Here is a 17,948-nt window from a genome sequence, read left to right as displayed (position 1 = left end):
CATCTCTTTAATCGGCTTACTTAGCGTCGCGGCTATCCAGCGCCAACAACTGCGCGTGCAAACTGGGGTTAACGGTCATTCTCAATTCGTAGTTTCCCGCCTCTTTACCGACAATCTTGCCGTACAGAGAGAGCGTATCGTCGGGACCAAACAAGCAGACATCGACCGGCAATTGCAGCGCTGTGTCGCAGGCCACTAACAGCGCATTATCGCGACATGCATGCAGGCTTACCGGGAGGCGCTCAGACCCCAAACGCTTATCCACCAGCACGCTCATATGCATCGCTATCGGTTGCGCATACTGGTGCCACAGCTCGTCTCTGCCCTCCAGCAACAGGTCATAAGGCAGGCCAACACCCAGCACTTCGCTGAGCTCCAACGGCTCATCGAGCCCCTTCACCGATACGCTAATGCGCTTGCCGCACAGTACTTCAACACGGCTAAATGCCAGGGTGCTGGGCGATGCGAGGATCTGGCCAGCAGCCGTGCACGACTCAATACGCGAGGTCAGGTTCACATTGTGCCCCACCACACCGTACTTACTGCGCAACTCGGAACCGATATTGCCCGCAATAACATCGCCGGTATTCAAGCCGATGCCAATTTCAATCGCGGGCAGGCCCTCGGCCACATTGCGCGCATTCACCTTAGCCATTCCCTGCTGCATGGCCACTGCGCAGGCCAGCGCTCGGTCGGCGTCGTCATCTTCCCGCAGCGGCGCGCCGAAAACGGCCAGAATGCCATCGCCAACAAACTCATCCACCGTGCCACGATAGGCTTGGATCACCTCAGTCATCACCGCCAGATAGTTGTTCAGCAGGCTTACACAGCGCTCCGGCTCCAACTGCAAACTAATGGTGGAAAAGTCGCGAATGTCAGCCATCAACACTGTCACACGGCGACGCTCGCCGCCCAGCGTCAGCCCATCGTTATCATCCAGCAGGCGCTGAACGATCTCATCGGATAAGTAGCGACCAAACACTTTGCGGATAAACCGCTGGCTCTTCTCCAGCTCGGCAAGATACTCCCGTTCGCGATCCTGCCAGGCCTTGCGCTCCAGCAGCGCCGACACCCTGGCGTTCAGCAGCGTGGCGTTAACGGGCTTGATCAGGTAGTCACTGGCGCCAGCATCGATGCAATGAATCGCGCCAACTTCATCCTGCACACCACTGATCACCACCACCGGAATGCGTCGCAGCTCCTCATCATCGCGAATTGCCTGCAGTACCTCGTAGCCATTCAAGCCCGGCATCACCAGGTCCAGTAACACGAGGTCGGGCCTGGCGCTGCGCATAACCTCCAGGCAGCGCTCGCCACTCGCCGCCTCCACCACCAGATAATCCTGGCGCTGCAATTGCTGCGCGATAAGCTCTCGCCCACTGTCGTTATCATCGACCACCAAAATCGTCGCCGGCTCGGCGCTGCGCGGCCCTGACGATAAACCTCGGCGAAAACTCTTAAATATTGCCGAGACCGGATCCGTATCATCGCTTTGCTGGTTGGGGCGGCGAAATTTTTCCAGCGCTACATGGAATTGTCGGGATAAGTCAGCAATTTCTCGCAATGCCACTGCCTGCGGTGCATCGTCGGCCAAGTCATCCAATACAATTTCAAGGTAGCCTTCAACCACGCCGATATGATTGCGCTGGTCATGACGAAGCCTCGCCAGTGCCGTGTCGTCATCGTGTTCACCAGCAGCGCTGAGGGAAGCCTCCAGCGCTTGCAGAGCACCGACCACTCGCTCCAGATCTGCCAGCACATCGGGCTGGCCCTGCAACTCAGCAACCACCGAGGACAAGCGGCTGCGCATCGCCGCCAAAGAGGCATACAAGCTTTGGCGAACATCGTCCAGGTACGCCTTCTCTATGCGTTGTTGATCTTTCAAAATAGACTCCGCGCCAGCGTGGTTAGGCCAATTATGGCAGCACCGCTGTAAAATTACACAGAGAATAACGCCAGCGCACGACTGTCGCTGGCATTGCAGACAAGGCCTCTTTATAATGCGCGCTTGGTCAAAAGCCGGCATCAAAGGCGGCTTGGCAACCACCTTCCCAGGGCCCGTAGCTCAGTTGGTTAGAGCATCCGACTCATAATCGGCAGGTCGACAGTTCAAGTCTGTCCGGGCCCACCATCCACATCCAATCTCTTTAGGCGAGCTGTTCGCGAAACCATAAGTTGGCCGGAATGGCCAAACTATAGTGTCACTGCCAGCATATCTTGGCCATTACAACCAAATACCGCCTTTTTAATTTAGCAGCCCTATTCAGACTGGAGCCCTAAACCACAAATACGAGCCTATTCCACCTAGATTCGATCTAAGTCAAATTGATTGAACATCAATAGCAGTTTATATTGCGTAAAATAACTATTAAGACGCAAAACCCAAGCTGATCACTTTTTAACCAGCATATATCCAAACAAGACTCGGAGGTGGGAGTAGCAAACCTTCGAATATCTGTTCAGACAAATTGAGTCATACACTATAGGAATGGACACCAAGAACCATGGCGGGTGAAACAGCAAATATCGCAGAAATCGCTAACAAAGTTTCTAAAGAGATTTTTGATTGGTTCAAGTGGGAAAAAATCCCAATTATGGATGAGAACTTCAAATGTCATAAACCTGAAATACATAAAACCAAGCAGCCAAAAGACGCGCCCCCGAATCATAAGCATCCCGTTGATACTGTTTTTCGGTACTTCGACCCATATTTAAACCATTTCGTATATCTGAATACTGATCTTAAAAGTTACAAGAAAGACAGTATAAAACCTGCAGAACTTAGAAAGGCCTTGGTATCTTTATCCAAAACACTAGATTGCGCGAAAGGAAGCGCTGAATGGAAGGGAAAATATGTTCTTGATCAGGAGGCGTATGAGATTAGGTCTCTATTATTTATCTATAATTGGGATAAAAATTACGACTCCAACCTTCTTGAAACCCTAGCCAAGTTAAAGCTAGGAGATATTCCTATTACATCGGACAGTATTATTCATGTATTAGACCCCTCCCGAATCACATACCTCTACTCCGTAGTTAGGGATCTACAGGGACTTATAGCCAACGATGAATTACCCAAAAACGACTATTCTTTTCTTTACCCAGATTTAGTTCTACACAAAGCACACGGCGACTCTGAAAAATACCCAGCAACGCTTGAAACGCTTTGCTCACCATACATGATTCTAAAACATGGGCCTGTAAAGCATTACAGCAGTGAAACCGAGAAGCTTTACGACGCTACGCCACCTGGATACGTGATTTACTACAACCAAAGCGGCTCAACTGACAAAGAATTTGTTTATATATTCGACATATTATCAAGATTACAAATTCTAAGTAGCGGCTTCACAATTAAATTACGCGCCGCCTCACTTAATCATGATGAAAAAATAAGAAGCAACTATGAAAGAGCAAAGAACATATACATTTCTGACTGGGGATTAGATGGTCACAGAAAAAATGATCTCGACCGAATAGATTTTGAAATAATACCTCAAACATCCCCAAATTACAGCCCAGGGATTCTGGCTTGGAGGATAGATGATTAAAAAAGGGAGTTTATATTGCGCCTCTGACAAGGCGTTGTTCGATGCCTTGTGCCAACATAAAATGTCTAAGCAAGCCTTACAAGATTTATTTTGGACTCGAGGAATAATAAAACCAAATAAACTTGACAAGGAAAGCATTGCAAAATACTTCAGCCGACTTAACCATGATTACTTCGATCACAATTTTATATCTGAAAGGATATCATCCGGCTCTCACCGAGAACGAAACCGATCTGAGTTTACAAAATCAAAAATTAAAATATCAGAAATTGAAGAATCGATCCGAGAATTAATCTCAGAGCGAAAAGACATTGACAACTCGATAGACTTTACCACCCATGAAAAATCAATAAATATAGAAATATCATACAGTTATTACGACTACAATAAACCAGAATTCAAACAACTTGTAAATAAGACAGCACTCATAGCTATCGAAGAAAATGAAGAAGGAATTAGTATTCGAGCACCTGACAACTCGTACGTCGAGGAAATAACAAAGATTATTAATTCTAAGCTTGAAAGTTCATCCGATGATACTTTAGAGATTGAAACAATAAATTTGCGTGGCATCGAGAATGTTGAATCAAAAATTGAATTTTTTGACAAACTCATTAATGGACTTGAAGGATTAGCGCTATACGACGTATCCGATGTCGCCGTCTACAACCCCGACACGGGAGATGACAGTGAAGTTGGTGTGCATGTTAAGAAAGCTTCACTAAATGGAGAAGGCATACTTAGATCTGGAGAGTTAAAGCAGTTTTATCGTAAAGGTTTCTTTGTGTATAAGATTTCCTGGTCAATGATCGAAGACAACCTCGCTAACTCCGACATTTACCACTTCCAAGCTCAATTTAACGACCCAGAGACCTGCACAAACTTTGCGTATATCGCAAGAGGATTTAGGCGCTACATTGAAGGAGGAGAACACACAAAGGACCCGTCTCCGCTATCAGCGTTTGATGAAACTCGAATGCTGAGAAAGCTTGAAGCGTCAGCCAGGATTGCAAAAAAAGCAGTATTCAACGCGCAAAATGAGGCAGATGATGAAAACTAGAATCAGATTCCTTATTACTCGTATCGAAATGAGCATTGAGGATATAGCAAGTGCCGTTAACGATATTCCTTATAGAGAAAGCAAGGGCATTGGCATTACATCTAGCTGCCTGAACAACGATCATTTTGCGGCCACTTTCATTGAGAAAAAGAGAGTGTATGAGCAGATAGATTATCCTAATGGGGAAACGGAAAAAATCGAGCGCATAAAGTATCTTTATATAAATTTTGAAATCATAAATTTTAATGAATCTATTTATATTATTCAAATAGAGAATCCTCCCGCGTCCCTTAAGTCGTTTCTAAATCATATGGGAAAGATATTCAACAGCTTATCGGTAGAGAAATATCAATTTGATCTAAAGAAGTTTTACATGACAATTAAAAATAACAACCAAGTAAGTTCCAAAGTATCCAGCTTAAAGGCAAGTTCAATACCATTCAGTGAAAAGAGCACAGCAAAATTAGAAATAATATCTGATAACGATGCATATCGAGAGCTTAAAAGAGTATATGGCGAAAAAAAATACAAACTCGACCGTCTCGTTTTTTTGCTATTCTCGCACGAGGGCGAGTCTGTTCTGACAATAACCTCAGCAGGCTCAGCAATTTTTGATAAGGAAAAGCACAATGACACCATTCTTCATGCATTCACTCAAAGTATAAGTTTTTAGTTCGATAAAATCTGGAGAAATACCACGCTAAGCTCGATATGCGAACAATTTGACTAAATCTCATTTAGAAATTACTGGAAAATTTCGTGCGCTTCGCTGATGGCCGCTTTCAACATAAATTTGGGTAGACCAGTTTCTTGCCTTAGCACCCTATATGCCTGCTTGCGTGACTTCGGTAAGCCCGTGTATGAAGGCGAGACAAAATAGTTCAGCGCAGCTTGTTTTGCTTTTAACTTGCGGTCTAGACGCGCTTTCTCCGCCAACTCATGGTGTTTCGCGACGATTTCGGCGGTGAGCGCCGGAAACCGATATTCGAGATAGCCGATAGAAACACCTAGTGTTGCTGCAAGCTGCTTTTTGGACGGACAGGGTCTTCTGGAAGCTAGTATTTTTTTGAGGTCAGCCAGGAGGCGCTCATGATCATGTGAAACTTTATGATCTATTGAGGCGAACCCACGAGGCAGCGTACATACCCAGCTAGAAGAAAGCACCTCTGAGCCTTGAAGTACATCCCCATTCAGTAGCGTGTATAGCGACACACCCAAGCGGTATGCAAAGCGACGGGCGAGCTTCAGACTCACCATTCGGCGTTTTTCGATTATATCGACGACTTTTTCCACATCGAACATCCCCGCAAACTCTTCTTTTCGGCCCATCACCATATAGAAGTAGTAAAGCTGGTTGAGCGATTGGATGATTCCGTCGTCCGGCAAGCAGTAAGTCTCACGCCCTGACAAATCATCAAGTAGTCGTACAATATCCGATCCGGTTGCCATCCATGAGCAAGCTATATCTTCTGGTAGAAGTGCATGAGATCGCATGGACAGTTCTGCCCCGCATTCTTGGCACAAATGAATTGGTCTATTTCTTCTGTATGTAGTCTGATCATTCCCACAACTCCCGCACCGGCGCATGAAGGGAGTTCGGTGATGGGGGCAGTGCGAGATCTCACTGAGATGCCAAACAAGCTTGAAATACGGCTCCTGGCCAACCTGCTGCATCTCCTGCAAACATTCTGGGCACCATCTAAATCCCCATACAATCTCATTTCTGGAACGCCCAACAGGTTTGTCCATGAACCACAAGGTTCCCGGCGTCAAATTTAAGCCCGTCATTACTTCCGCCATTCGCACATAAGAGCGGGTCGCTCGGCTTGGCCTAGCCCAGAAGGAAGGATTAATCCCATACGGTCGCTTAGGTAGCTTGATTTCTCGTGCAACAACCTCCCCAGCATTACGGTATAAGTGCTTGAGCATTTCCCCGACAGATAGACCATGCTCAAACGACATGCGGTAGAGGTAGGAAGCAAAGGATTCTGTATCGACAGTACCTGCGCCTCCGAGCGGGATTTTGAATAGGGGTGTCATAAGTTCTCCCCCGTAGTGCGATTTCCGGGTTTCAAACGACGAGGTTTCTTCTGGAAGGGCTTACCTACTCTTTTCTTTGCAGTTGAATCGCTAGTCGATGGGCGCGAAGAAGGCGCTCGATCTCTACCTACCTCCATGTCAAATGAGAAATAGGCTTCGCCTTCCCGGATTTCACTGGCGATTTTCTCAAGGTCGCTTTTTGAAGGACGTGCTTCACGAAGCAGGTCTATAGATACTGGTACATCCCGCGCGGCAGAGAGCGCCACAGCTTCGATCAACCACTTCCTGAGCAGTCCTATACAGCCAAATGAGCCTTGATAGAGAATTTCGAGATGCGTCATTGCGGCTGGAAACTCATCTTGTAACTGCAATGCCCGCAAATAGGTAGCTACAATTGCTCCGAACTCCCGCAAATCCGCTTCAGTAGCATAGTATCTCGGCAAATGTACCTGAGACTTACGCCCCAGGAGATGGGGTGACTTTTGCAGGATCTGCAAGACGGGATACGCACCGACGATTACAAGAATAAGCCCAGCATCGTGGGCCAGGCATTTCCATGAGTCGAGGATCGCATAGCTACCTTGTGCCGTCTTGCTGGCATATTTCGCATGCTGAGCCTCATCAATAAACAAATAACGCGTTTTTCTGGCTCGAAAAGCCCTTTCCAAAGCCAGGCGCAGTGAGGCCTCGGTGGCCCGATGAACCTTCATAGCGGTGGGGTCGATATCGAAGTGGCTCCCCCCGGTAGACAATGTTGGATGGCGGACAGCATCTAACATCCTCAAAGTAAAAGCCTTGGTGGAAAATGTACCATTGGGGCCTGAATTAACCGCATTCACCACTACGACAGGCAGGTGGCCATGCTTTTCAAAGGAGCCAGGCTCAACAAGCAAGCCTGATAGTTCGCTTATCAGCCGCGACTTCCCGGCCCTTGACGGGCCAGTTATCGCAATCACATCGCCAGGACTCGCCATTGTCAGTAACGTAAACGATTCTGAAAGAGCTGATTTCCAGTTCCGGTGACTGATTTTCAGATTATTGAGACGCTCTACAGAGGCAATTCTGCTATTCATTTCGAATCCCCCCAGTTCTCCGCTCTGAATACCTGAATGTCGGCGTCGCTGAGCGCATCAAATACAGATTCTTCTTTATCGCTTGCCGCCTCTACCCAAGCCACCGCTACACTGTCTTCAACGCCCGCGCACTCGTCCAGTTCAGCAATTTTATGTACAGCTTCGATATCGGCATCCTCAAATGCCCTGCGGCGAGCCGCTCGACCCTCGCTAATTAGCAATCCGTCAATCAGTTGAGAAATGGGGTCTTTGGAAGAATAAGTATTGGCCTGGGAAGAAAAGCATGGCATCCACTGTTTCGAGACCAAGGCATAAATCACATGAGGATTTTCGGGATCTATCCTGACTTCCAAATGAGACTTCCGCCCCTCGACGTGTAAGATAGCCGGATTCCAATACCACATGGTGTCGATGTGGATGCCTCGTTGAAAATCGACTTTATAATTCTGAGTCTCGACCGCTGTAGCCAAGATAAAATCTTCATCGTATGAAATTTCCCTACCGTAGAGGTGTACGCCCAAACTTGGGTTTTCAAATTTTAGCTGTGCAGAGGTTGTAGAAACCCCTCGATTTTTCCGGTCTCTCCATGACACGAACCTCTGAAGATGACTAATAAAATCATGAGGGCGAAGAACTGCACACCTATCAGGGCGTTTTTCACCGTCCACAGCCCTCGCATTTTGGAAATTGGTAAGGTTGCCAGTAAGTTGGCAAAGCCACTGACGCTTAAATTCACCAAAGATGCCTTCTATTTCACCCCCATATCGCCCGTGAGCTGTGGGCCTGAGCGTGTAAGTAATCCGATAGTGAGCAAGCAAGGCTTCGTAGTACACAGATTTGAAATCGCTTCCTCTATCACTGATGATTTCCGAAGGTAGACGTCCATGACGTCTCACACAGTCGCGAATGACTTTGCAAACAGCTCTTCTTGATGGATCAGTAAACGACACGGCTAAACCGAGCACTTTTCCCGAATACCGATCCAGCATCATCGACACCCAAGGACGAGCAACGTAATGAACGCCATTGGCATCGGCCAGCACAAGATATACATCCGCCTTATAATGATCTATTACAGCAACCTGCCAAGGCATCTGCGGTTTCAGTGATCTTTGCAGAGGATCAGAAGGTGCCGCAGCCGCATTGGCACTTCTTCGCCCTCCCGTAGCCATCGCCCTTTTGTGTGAGGGTATCTTTTTAATTTCCTTGAAGAACGTGGTTCTGCACACAGGCTCAAATGCCGGGTGTGATTCTCTTGCTGCAACTAGGTAACGGGTGTAACTGCGGTAGGTCGAAAGACCTTGCATATGAATATGGTCATCCAGCAAATAACTGAGAAGGGTACGCTTCACTACTCCCGATATTTTGGGGAGCCTATTACCGGACTTATGGTATTGGGGAATTAGCGCCTGAAATTCTGAAAGGCCGTTGGCCTTACCAAGCTTGACTAGCGCCCGATCCCGGCGCTGAGAGCGACTGTTTTCATCACTCTGTAATTTTTCAAGTCTCTTCAATGCCCGAGCAGCGGCAATTTCGCTGGGCATTTTCCCCACCCCTAGCGCCGACACCTTGCCTACTGAGGCAATCTTTCCTGCCACGAAAATATCTAATGCATGGGGTAGTGTCTGTTCTTGCCGAGTGACCACACACCCTTCAGGGGAAGAAATGAGTGTGGCGTTCAAGTCCGCATAGAGCTTCCCCTCATCAATCAGCTGGATAATCGGTAAGCACGACTCAAAGCCTCCCTGCTCACGCAACTCATCTAAGGTGAAAAAAAATCCATTTTGAAATGCCTTTTCAACCTTTTTCTCGGCATCAACGCAAGAACTTTCCACATCGCGAGATTGCAAAAGCAATTCGATATTCGCCACTTTGTAGGCAAGCTCATTGCTGTAGACAAAAACCTCATGCCTTAGACCGAGAGCGGAAAATACCTCGTAAGCAGGCTTGTAGCGGTATGCCCCGCTAGGGAGGCATTCCCAATCTGGAGAACAATCTGCTACGAGCTTTTCAACATAATCCAGTGGCTTAACTTCTACCACTCGCGGCCCCTTATCACCAAGAATCAGCGCATCCGGCGTGTAGTAACCACGACTTAACTTTCCGTTCTTATCTGTTCTCTTCACCTTCACTGGTTCTGGCTGATCCCAATACTCTAAAACTCGATCATCGTATTCGCACAAAAGAAAAAACGCTTTTTCGGGGCCGCGGCTTTCCACAGATATGGTGTGCCCCATTTTCTTCGACGGTATCCAGGAACAGAGGTTTTGTTTTGAATGGGTGCCGACCATCCTCGAAGCATCTCTAGCTCTAACGTCGCTCATGTACTGAACAGCGGTATCAGCAAGAGAATGATTGTCGATGTACCCATTTATTTCATTTTCTGAAAGCATAGCTATCCCCTCAGTTACGCGGATTTTCGATGCGTTCAGACGCAACTAACCCGCGAACCTAAATTCGTGATTCGAAGGGCTTGACGAGGGGCATTCAGGGAGGGATACTGAGGCTACGAGACCGAAGGTATCACCTTCCAAGAAAGCCGAAGCCAAGCAATTGGTTTCGGTTTTTTTGTTTCTAATTCATAGCGTTACCTCCTTAGCAGTTTTCTCACCCAAGACGAGAAGATTTCCAATTATCGTCAACTCTTCCCGACTCAACGAACCGAGCCGATTTACAAAACTGGATAAAACGCGGCACTCTTCCGCGCTTGTGTTTTCTGGCAATCGAATGACGCGCTGAGACTGCTCAACGGAAAGATAGAGATTCGTAACTTCCTCAGAAGACAAAGAAAGCGCTTCAATAATTTTTAGCAGAAGGGCTTTCGAAGGAGGGCCTTTCCGCCCCGATTCGATTGAGGAAATGTAGCTTGGATTGACACCAATCATCTCAGCCAAATCCGATTGTCTCAATCGGCGTGATCGACGGCGACTTTCAATAAAATGACCAAAAGGAGTCACAGATATTTCTCCGATCAGGTTTATTTAAAACTAAATCGGAGAACCCTAAAAGTAAAGGCATAATCAAGTATAATTCATATATATCAATAGATTACCGATACAAAACTGGTCGTTTTGTTGACATAAAATGGCGTTTTGCCAACATTCTATATGTAAGTGTCGAACTCCACACTGTTGATAAGCACCGCAATTGTCCCATCGCAGTAAAAGTCATCGCTTAAACAAGCCACTATATATTTAAGGAGGTTTACAATGTAATAGAAAAATTTACTCTCTCAATTTTACGAACCATAATTACTAAAGGTTATGACATGAAAAAATCACAAATAAACAGCGATGATGATTATAAAGCCGCTCTAGCAGCCCTATTCCTTCTCCTTGATAAAGATGATACTGATCTAAGCTCATCTGAAAGAGAGAAACTAATTTCTTTGATGGATGAAGTCGAGAATTATGAAAAGGAAAACTTCCCTCTTGATTAGTAATAGGTATCTGCTTGAAAACGATTGCCGGATTATTTAGAACACCACACTTTCGAATATTTAACCAATATTGGACTTAGGCTTCGACAAGTGCGCATTCACAGATTAATATCCACAGCCCAAAAAGCTGCAAAACCTCAGGAACTTAAAGATTCCCATGCGAACACTTTGATGAAAATGAGAAGCTCGCACTCCATCAATCGAACTTTTAATATATTTCAGTGGCTCTATAGCAACCGAAAGAAAATCCTTTCAACTTCAAATGCGTCCTCTTGGTTAATCTGCTTTATCATTGGCCTGAAGTACTTCATGCCGGTATACCACACAACATTCATCAGCAGTTTAATTACGTATTCGGAAGTCCATCCAATATTGACGGAAATATTTTCTGTAGAAGACTTTTTGGCTGATAAAATTCTTCTGGATCTTGCGGTAGCTTGTTTAGGATTCTTCGTGTTTTTCTATCTATATTCGGCAAATCCAGAAAAGCATAATGAAATTAACAACGCAGCAAAATACGTCACGTTCATCTTCAAGGGACCATCAAATCTTCTTTTCATGCTGGGATTTTTCGCGACTGGAGTTGCTGGAGCTGCCTACAGTGAAAGCGAATTCATCTCAGGACTTCATCTCACTGTATTAGCTTCCACAACCTTCATACTCCCCGGCATGTACCTTCGTTGGCAATCTGAATTTTATATCTCAGACAGAGCCTGGCTTCGGAAATACGCCAGAACCATCGCGAAAGTATGCCTTTTCATCTCCATATTTATTTTTCTATATATTTCGATTGGCAACTGTATAGAGCTCTGGGACGTAGGCCAAGCCATGTTTCTGTATGGACATGGCCAAACTTCAGTGCACCAGCCCGGCCAGCTTATGGCGTCATGAACACGAGCGCCCTGTTAAAGCTTGCGACTCACCCAAATACGCTAGTGAATTGCTCTGGACACATGCAGGCGAAAATTGTGCTGATCCGCGGCGTCTGACGCGCTCATCAAATAGCTGGCGGTAATGGAGAAGCCTGCCGCTTTGACTTTAAGAATGGGGCCTATTTGGTGGTCTTGCTCGTTGTAGGCGATCACGCCGCTGTCGTAGTTAAAATCGTTAAAGGCTTCTACGCCCACGCGCATGCCCTGCCAGGGCGCGGTAATCTGGCTGCGCGCTTCCAGCAACGTTTCATCGTCGGCATTGCTACCAAACTCCTTACCCAGCAGCAGGTTCGCTCTGAACTGCCAGCCACTGGTAAAGTCCCATTTTCCCGTTGCGGCAACGCGGAAGCGATCGGGCGCATTGCCATTGGCACCCAATTGCAGCTCATAACGCAGCGCGGCATCCCAACCGGCATGCTCGCTTTCCAGCAACTGCTGCTGTAGCTCCAGCCTGCTGTAGTCGAAGGCGAAATCTTCACCGGCATCTTTACTTTGAGCGCTGATAAAGCGCAGCCGCCAAGTGTCGTTAAAGGCATGCTGCAGGTGTACGCGCTGGCTGAATTCACCGCCACGCGAACCGTCAGCGGGTACATGACTGGCGCGGTATTCGGCGCTGGTGTCACCGCGCTTTACATCGGGACTAAACACCGACGAGGTGTTGGCATATATCGACGTACTCGCGAGTGCACTGACGAGCAAAAAACTAAGTTGGGGGAGTTTACTCTTCATCACGTCACCGGTTTCGCTACTTGAAACACCCCGCATAGCAAGTATGCGGGGTGGCCTGGGTTGCTAGCCTCTCATTAGCCACTGTGAGGCAGCGAGGAGTGATGCACATTGATGCGCAGGTTGCCGTCTTCATCGCGAACATAGCCAAAGGTAAATTCCACCTTCACCTCGTCGCTCGCACCCTCGGGCGTGAAGAAGTAGTTCCCCATCGCTACCGCCGAGTCGGAGTCGGTAATGATTTGCTGCTCGCCAAAGCGCACCTTCGACCACGGCTTGATAGCGAAGCCTTTGTCTTCTTCTATCTCACCGCCTACAAAGTAAGACAGTGCACCACCGAAGCTATCGCGGAACTGCTGATCGCTGGCGAGCGTCGGCTTGAACAGCACTTCAGATTTGCCGTAGGAGTACAGGCTGCTGATGTGCTCACTGGCGCGGGCAGCGTAATCGCCACCTTCTTCATAAACATCGCCAATCGCTACGATGCCGTCACCCCAGGCCTTTTGCGCGGCCAAAACATCCGCTTTAGAAATTGCCGCCGAGTTTTTATAACCGGCCTCTGTCTGGCTACAGGCAGTTAATCCCAGCGCGACTGATCCAACGATCACCGCGGTAGCCGCTTTGGCAGTAAAGCGCCCTTTGCCCAGTTTGTTAGATTTCATGGTTCTCATCATTCATCTCCGGATGGTTTAGTAACACGCTCGGCGGTCATTGCCGCGCCTCGAGATGAATATTAAGGAGAGTTCGATGAACTGCGCCTGTTCAGAAGATGAACCGAACATGAACAGCGCCGCGTATGAAAACACCAAGCCACCGGGAACGTGCTATCGTTGTGTTCATGACTTATCGATCAAAAATTGGCGTCGTCGTCGCGTTTTCAACGCTTGCGGTTTTACTGGCCGCGGTCTTGTCTATTTGGTCGGTTAAAGCCACCGACCGCCACATCCATCAAGCCAACCTCGCACAAGACTTACTGAACGAACACTTGCAGCTTTCTGTTCACACATATCGGCTTTTCAAACAACTTACCGACGAAGTGCTACTGGGCAGCACCGCCAACCAGAGTGTGGTGCGCAACAAGCGTCAAGCGATCGCGGAATCGCTGGGCAAAATTAAAGCACTGGAGATAGAACAGCGCGACGCAATAGGCGAGGAATTTGCACCCGGCGCGGTAGAGGACACCGTAGAACTGGAACAGCTTATCGACCTGATCATTCGAGACTTTACGTCGGCACTGCAGTTACCGCCCAGCTCCGAACGCTCACAGCGCGTTGACGCGATCCTGGAGGAGCGCATTGACGTCGGATTTCGCGAACAAGTGAATGCAGCCCTGGCACGTCAGCGCTCGGTCGTTGCGCTGATGAACAACCGGATTCAAAGCGTTCACTCTCAAGCGCTGGGCGTTGCCGTTGGGCTGGTACTGATTACTACCGTGCTGGGTCTGGCAATGGCATGGGTATTGGTGCGAGGGATTGCGCGGCCGCTGGATACCCTAAACCACGCGGCCAACCTTTGGATTGACGGCAAATTTGACTACCGCATTCCATCCACCCCCGATGCGGAGTTCAATCAGATCAGCACCAATTTCAACACGATGGCTGAGCGCCTCGCGCGATTTACCGCCCAGCAGGCACGCACCGAGCGCGAGTTGCAGGAGGCCGTGGATTCCAGAACGCGAGAATTGATGGAGGCCAACCAAGCGCTGGAGCGCTCGGACAATGTGCGGCGGCAATTTTTCGCCGACGTTAGCCATGAGTTGCGAACCCCACTCACCGTCATTCGCGGTGAGGCACAGGTTGCACTGCGTGGCGACTCCAGAACCAAAGCAGACTATCAGGATGCCCTGGCCATTGTGCTCGAGCAGTCTATCGGCCTCAGCCGACTGGTTGACGACATGTTATTTATCGCCCGAACAGACGCCGAGCGAATTCGCTTAATGCGCGAAAACGTGGCGCTTAATGCGCTACTGGAAAGCGTGGCCAAAGAGTCGAGTGTGCTAACGGCCGATAATCACGTCGCGATACACACAGACCTTGACCCTGCCATTCACGATTTACTGCTCGACCCGGCAAGAATTCGTCAGCTGTTGGTAATTCTCATCGACAATGCCCGACGCTTTAGCCCCTCACAGGGATGCATTCACCTGCAAACAAAACGCGAAGATCAAGGCGTTGTAATCACCGTTGAAGATCAGGGGCCGGGCATCGACCCCCAGGAATTGCCCTATATCTTCGACCGGTTTTTCCGCGGCACCTCAGCCAATAGTCGCGACAACAGTGAAAGTGCAGGGCTCGGCTTGGGCCTGGCAGTTGCCAAAGCGATCGCACTGGCCCACGGCGGCGATATCCGGGCAGACAGCCACCCCGATAGCGGCACGACGATGACCATCACCTTACCAATACGACCATGAAGCTGTTAATTGTTGAAGACGACAAACGACTGGCGGCAATGATCTCGCGAGGCATGTCCTCGGAGGGCTATTCCTGCTCGATTGCGGAAAATGTGGCAAGTGGGCTCGCCGCCGCAACAGACGTGGACCTTATTATCCTCGACCGCATGCTGCCCGGTGGTGATGGCGTAGAACTTTGCCGTCAGCTGCGCGCCAAAGGCAACCGCGTGCCGATTATTATGCTCACTGCGCTGGCCGACGTGGATGAGCGCATCGACGGCCTGCGCGCCGGCGCCGATGACTACCTGGGAAAACCCTTCGACTTTGAGGAGCTGCTTGCGCGCGTGGAAGCACTGGTGCGACGAGCCGCCCCCCAGGTTGAAAGCCCCAAGCTGCAATGCGGAGACCTGTCCATTAACACCGAGGAACATACTGCGCAGCTGCGCGGGGTGGACGTGCCCCTCACTGCCCTGGAATTCGACCTTCTTAAATTGTTAGCCCGCCACCCCAACCGTTTTTGGTCCCGTGAACGAATCATGAGCCGCGTGTGGCCCAGCACAGCGGAGCCCGAAACCAATGTTGTTGATGTGTATATCAGCCGACTGCGCCGAAAGCTCAGCGCAGCGGGCGCGACGTCCATCATTGAGACCCGGCGCGGCGTGGGCTATCGCTTGCTCAGCCCGGTAAACGACTAGGACGCCTCCCCGACGGCTGTTCAGCCATCGCCATCTTCGCGACTCTCACGGCATTGCCGGGAACTGGCCAAAGTCGTGCCGAAACGTATCTTTGTTTACAATGCGCGCCCCGTGCGCAAATCAGCCAGGCAGGAAGTGGCCAGGCACTGATGCGAGCGCCGCGTGTTTTAATGGAGCCCCCCATGAAGAAAGTTGTCGTCATTGCGATAGTATTCGCTGCGTATGTCGCCGCATCGCCCTACCTCACTGCATACCAACTGTTCACGTCTGCAGAAAACAAGGATGCCGAGGCGCTGGCCGAAAACATCGAATTCCCGATCCTGCGGGAAAACGTAAAAAGCCAGTTAAACGCCTCCCTTTCGCAGCAGCTCGCCAGCGCGGGCAATGACAACCCCTTTGCCGCCATGGGTGCCGCATTTGGCTCGGTGGTCGTCAATTCTATGGTGGATGCGTTCATCACCCCGGAAGCCATTGGCCGCATGCTCGACACCAACGAGGGCCAGCAAGCCAAAAGCCGCGAGCAACAAGAGGCGCAAAAAGCAGAATTCAGAGAAACGTTTAAAGATGCCAAATTGGCATACGCCGCCTGGGACACCTTTCATATCACGCTGCATGAAGGCACTGCAGAGCAAGGCATTTTCGTATTAAGCCGGCGCAACCTGGGCTGGAAACTGACCAATATTATTATGAATTTTTAATGCCTCGTAACTTGCTAAGCCGGCGATGAGGGTACAGGCTGAGCGCTGCGTATAGCGCATTTTAGACACGAAAAATAATAACGATTACTCGAGGTCAGCCATTTCATGGGACCACTCAAAGGCTTGCGAATAATAGAAATTGCCGGCATTGGCCCCGGGCCCTTTGCCGGTATGTTGCTGGCCGACATGGGTGCGGAGGTCATACGCATTGAACGGCCAACAGGGCCGACCTTCCCGCTCGACGCCAAACTGGACTTCATGAATCGCGGCAAACGTTGCATCAGCCTTAACTTAAAACACCCCCAGGGCATCGATGCGGCGCTAAAGCTGTGCGAGTCGGCAGACGGCCTGATTGAGGGCTTTCGCCCGGGCGTTACTGAAAAACTGGGCATCGGCCCAGAAGACGCAACCGCAATCAATGAGCGATTGGTTTACGGCCGTATGACCGGCTGGGGACAACAGGGGCCCTGGGCGCGCGAGGCCGGTCACGACATCAATTACATCGCCATTTCAGGTGCGCTGTATTCAATAGGCGAAAAGGGAGGTAAGCCGATATTGCCTCTCACCCTAGTCGGCGACTTCGGTGGCGGCGGTATGCTGCTTGCCTACGGCATGGTTTGCGCGCTGCTGGAGGCCAAAACCTCGGGGAAAGGGCAAGTCGTCGACGCCTCGATCTTAGATGGTAGCACCACACTGATGGCCACCTTCTTCTCGACGCTGCAAACCGGCTTCTGGCAGGAGCAGCGCGGCAGCAACATCCTCGATGGCGGGGCGCCGTTCTACGACACCTATGAATGCTCAGACGGTGAGTACATTGCCATCGGCGCGATAGAACCCCAATTTTATTCGGCGATGCTAAGCGGGCTCGGCCTTAGTGAAGAAGCGCTCCCCCACCAGATGGACCAAAAACACTGGCCAGAGATGAAAGCCAAAATAGCTGCCGCGGTGGCAACCCGCAGCCGCGACGAATGGGCCGAGCAATTCAGCGGTAAGGAAGCCTGTGTAACCCCAGTGCTGAAAATGTCTGAAGTGGCGGAGCATCAGCATGTTCGCGAGCGCGGGGTGTTGCTTGATATCGACGGCGTACAGCAGCCTGCCCCCGCCCCCCGCTTTAGCCGCACCCAGCCGGACGTGCCCCACCAGGCCCATGTACTGGGGGCGGATAATCACGACATCCTATCCAGCCTGGGCCTCGACCCTGAGGCCATGAAGCAAGCGGGAGCAACCTAGGGCCAGTTAACAGGCCCTAATGCCCTAGCGACACTCGGCGAACTGTCACCAAGGCGACAATTACACACCTCCCCTTTTGATATGATTCAGCCCGAAAGCGCGATTGCTGCGCCTG

At 49.7% G+C, this 17,948-nt stretch carries 16 protein-coding genes and 1 tRNA gene; 10 read left to right on the top strand and 7 right to left on the bottom strand.

All coding sequences use genetic code 11. The features are described 5' to 3' along the window. Positions 1-16 precede the first annotated feature (16 nt). Entirely contained in the window at positions 17-1,885 is a 1,869-nt protein-coding gene (locus tag AC2Q8J_RS14635; protein ID WP_486451646.1) for an adenylate/guanylate cyclase domain-containing protein, read from the bottom strand. A gap of 169 nt (positions 1,886-2,054) precedes the next feature. Between AC2Q8J_RS14635 and AC2Q8J_RS14630 the strand changes: the two genes are divergently transcribed. The 4 genes from AC2Q8J_RS14630 (at position 2,055) to AC2Q8J_RS14615 (ending at position 5,284) form a co-directional block, all read left to right on the top strand. Next, positions 2,055-2,131: transfer RNA gene (locus AC2Q8J_RS14630), tRNA-Ile, on the top strand. A 373-nt stretch (positions 2,132-2,504) separates the two neighbouring features. Continuing rightward, the gene (locus AC2Q8J_RS14625) at positions 2,505-3,551 is read left to right on the top strand and encodes a PD-(D/E)XK nuclease domain-containing protein (RefSeq protein ID WP_486451645.1); all 1,047 of its coding nucleotides are present in this window, start codon (positions 2,505-2,507) and stop codon (positions 3,549-3,551) included. Further along, on the top strand, positions 3,544-4,611 hold the full coding sequence (locus AC2Q8J_RS14620) for a hypothetical protein (protein WP_486451644.1): 1,068 nt from the start codon (positions 3,544-3,546) through the stop codon (positions 4,609-4,611). Before AC2Q8J_RS14625 ends, AC2Q8J_RS14620 begins: the two co-directional genes overlap by 8 nt. Positions 4,612-4,639: 28 nt before the next feature. After that, on the top strand, positions 4,640-5,284 hold the full coding sequence (locus AC2Q8J_RS14615) for a hypothetical protein (RefSeq protein WP_486451643.1): 645 nt from the start codon (positions 4,640-4,642) through the stop codon (positions 5,282-5,284). A 71-nt stretch (positions 5,285-5,355) separates the two neighbouring features. Here the strand turns inward: AC2Q8J_RS14615 and AC2Q8J_RS14610 are convergent, their stop codons facing one another. From AC2Q8J_RS14610 to AC2Q8J_RS14595, 4 genes are all read right to left on the bottom strand, one after another. Then, complete coding sequence (locus AC2Q8J_RS14610; RefSeq protein ID WP_486451642.1) at positions 5,356-6,651, bottom strand: TniQ family protein; 1,296 nt, start codon at positions 6,649-6,651, stop codon at positions 5,356-5,358. Then, on the bottom strand, positions 6,648-7,724 hold the full coding sequence (locus AC2Q8J_RS14605) for an AAA family ATPase (RefSeq protein ID WP_486451641.1): 1,077 nt from the start codon (positions 7,722-7,724) through the stop codon (positions 6,648-6,650). The genes AC2Q8J_RS14610 and AC2Q8J_RS14605 overlap by 4 nt, the downstream gene beginning before the upstream one ends. Continuing rightward, positions 7,721-10,117 carry an integrase catalytic domain-containing protein gene (locus AC2Q8J_RS14600; protein WP_486451640.1) on the bottom strand — a complete coding sequence of 799 codons (2,397 nt, stop codon included), beginning with the start codon at positions 10,115-10,117 and terminating at the stop codon, positions 7,721-7,723. The genes AC2Q8J_RS14605 and AC2Q8J_RS14600 overlap by 4 nt, the downstream gene beginning before the upstream one ends. A 186-nt stretch (positions 10,118-10,303) precedes the next feature. Then, positions 10,304-10,681 (bottom strand): helix-turn-helix transcriptional regulator, encoded by a 378-nt coding sequence (locus AC2Q8J_RS14595; RefSeq protein ID WP_486451639.1) that lies wholly within the window; start codon positions 10,679-10,681, stop codon positions 10,304-10,306. Between the two features lie 311 nt (positions 10,682-10,992). Between AC2Q8J_RS14595 and AC2Q8J_RS14590 the strand changes: the two genes are divergently transcribed. Then, positions 10,993-11,163: a hypothetical protein gene (locus AC2Q8J_RS14590; protein ID WP_486451638.1), complete on the top strand. Its 171-nt coding sequence runs from the start codon at positions 10,993-10,995 to the stop codon at positions 11,161-11,163. Between the two features lie 90 nt (positions 11,164-11,253). Then, a complete protein-coding gene (locus AC2Q8J_RS14585; protein WP_486451637.1) occupies positions 11,254-12,054 on the top strand; it encodes a hypothetical protein in 801 nt (266 codons plus the stop codon). Between the two features lie 41 nt (positions 12,055-12,095). Here AC2Q8J_RS14585 and AC2Q8J_RS14580 read toward each other — a convergent pair whose 3' ends face one another. Together AC2Q8J_RS14580 and AC2Q8J_RS14575 are read right to left on the bottom strand one after the other, a co-directional pair. Further along, the gene (locus AC2Q8J_RS14580) at positions 12,096-12,824 is read right to left on the bottom strand and encodes a hypothetical protein (RefSeq protein ID WP_486451636.1); all 729 of its coding nucleotides are present in this window, start codon (positions 12,822-12,824) and stop codon (positions 12,096-12,098) included. Positions 12,825-12,898: 74 nt separating this feature from the next. Then, positions 12,899-13,483 (bottom strand): hypothetical protein, encoded by a 585-nt coding sequence (locus AC2Q8J_RS14575; protein WP_288364070.1) that lies wholly within the window; start codon positions 13,481-13,483, stop codon positions 12,899-12,901. A gap of 134 nt (positions 13,484-13,617) precedes the next feature. Here AC2Q8J_RS14575 and AC2Q8J_RS14570 point away from each other — a divergent pair, with 134 nt between their 5' ends. The 4 genes from AC2Q8J_RS14570 (at position 13,618) to AC2Q8J_RS14555 (ending at position 17,833) form a co-directional block, all read left to right on the top strand. Further along, entirely contained in the window at positions 13,618-15,231 is a 1,614-nt protein-coding gene (locus AC2Q8J_RS14570) for a sensor histidine kinase (RefSeq protein WP_486451635.1), read from the top strand. Then, positions 15,228-15,905, top strand: a complete 678-nt coding sequence (locus tag AC2Q8J_RS14565) for a response regulator transcription factor (RefSeq protein ID WP_286696145.1) — start codon at positions 15,228-15,230, stop codon at positions 15,903-15,905. Before AC2Q8J_RS14570 ends, AC2Q8J_RS14565 begins: the two co-directional genes overlap by 4 nt. A gap of 182 nt (positions 15,906-16,087) precedes the next feature. Next, the gene (locus AC2Q8J_RS14560; RefSeq protein WP_374973764.1) at positions 16,088-16,603 is read left to right on the top strand and encodes a DUF2939 domain-containing protein; all 516 of its coding nucleotides are present in this window, start codon (positions 16,088-16,090) and stop codon (positions 16,601-16,603) included. 105 nt (positions 16,604-16,708) lie between these two features. Next, positions 16,709-17,833: a CaiB/BaiF CoA transferase family protein gene (locus AC2Q8J_RS14555; protein ID WP_286696147.1), complete on the top strand. Its 1,125-nt coding sequence runs from the start codon at positions 16,709-16,711 to the stop codon at positions 17,831-17,833. Positions 17,834-17,948 lie beyond the last annotated feature (115 nt).

The sequence above is a fragment of the Spongiibacter sp. C9W genome (genome assembly GCF_057370015.1).
Note: the sequence above shows the minus strand (reverse complement) of the source record. Positions and strands in the feature narration are given on the sequence as shown.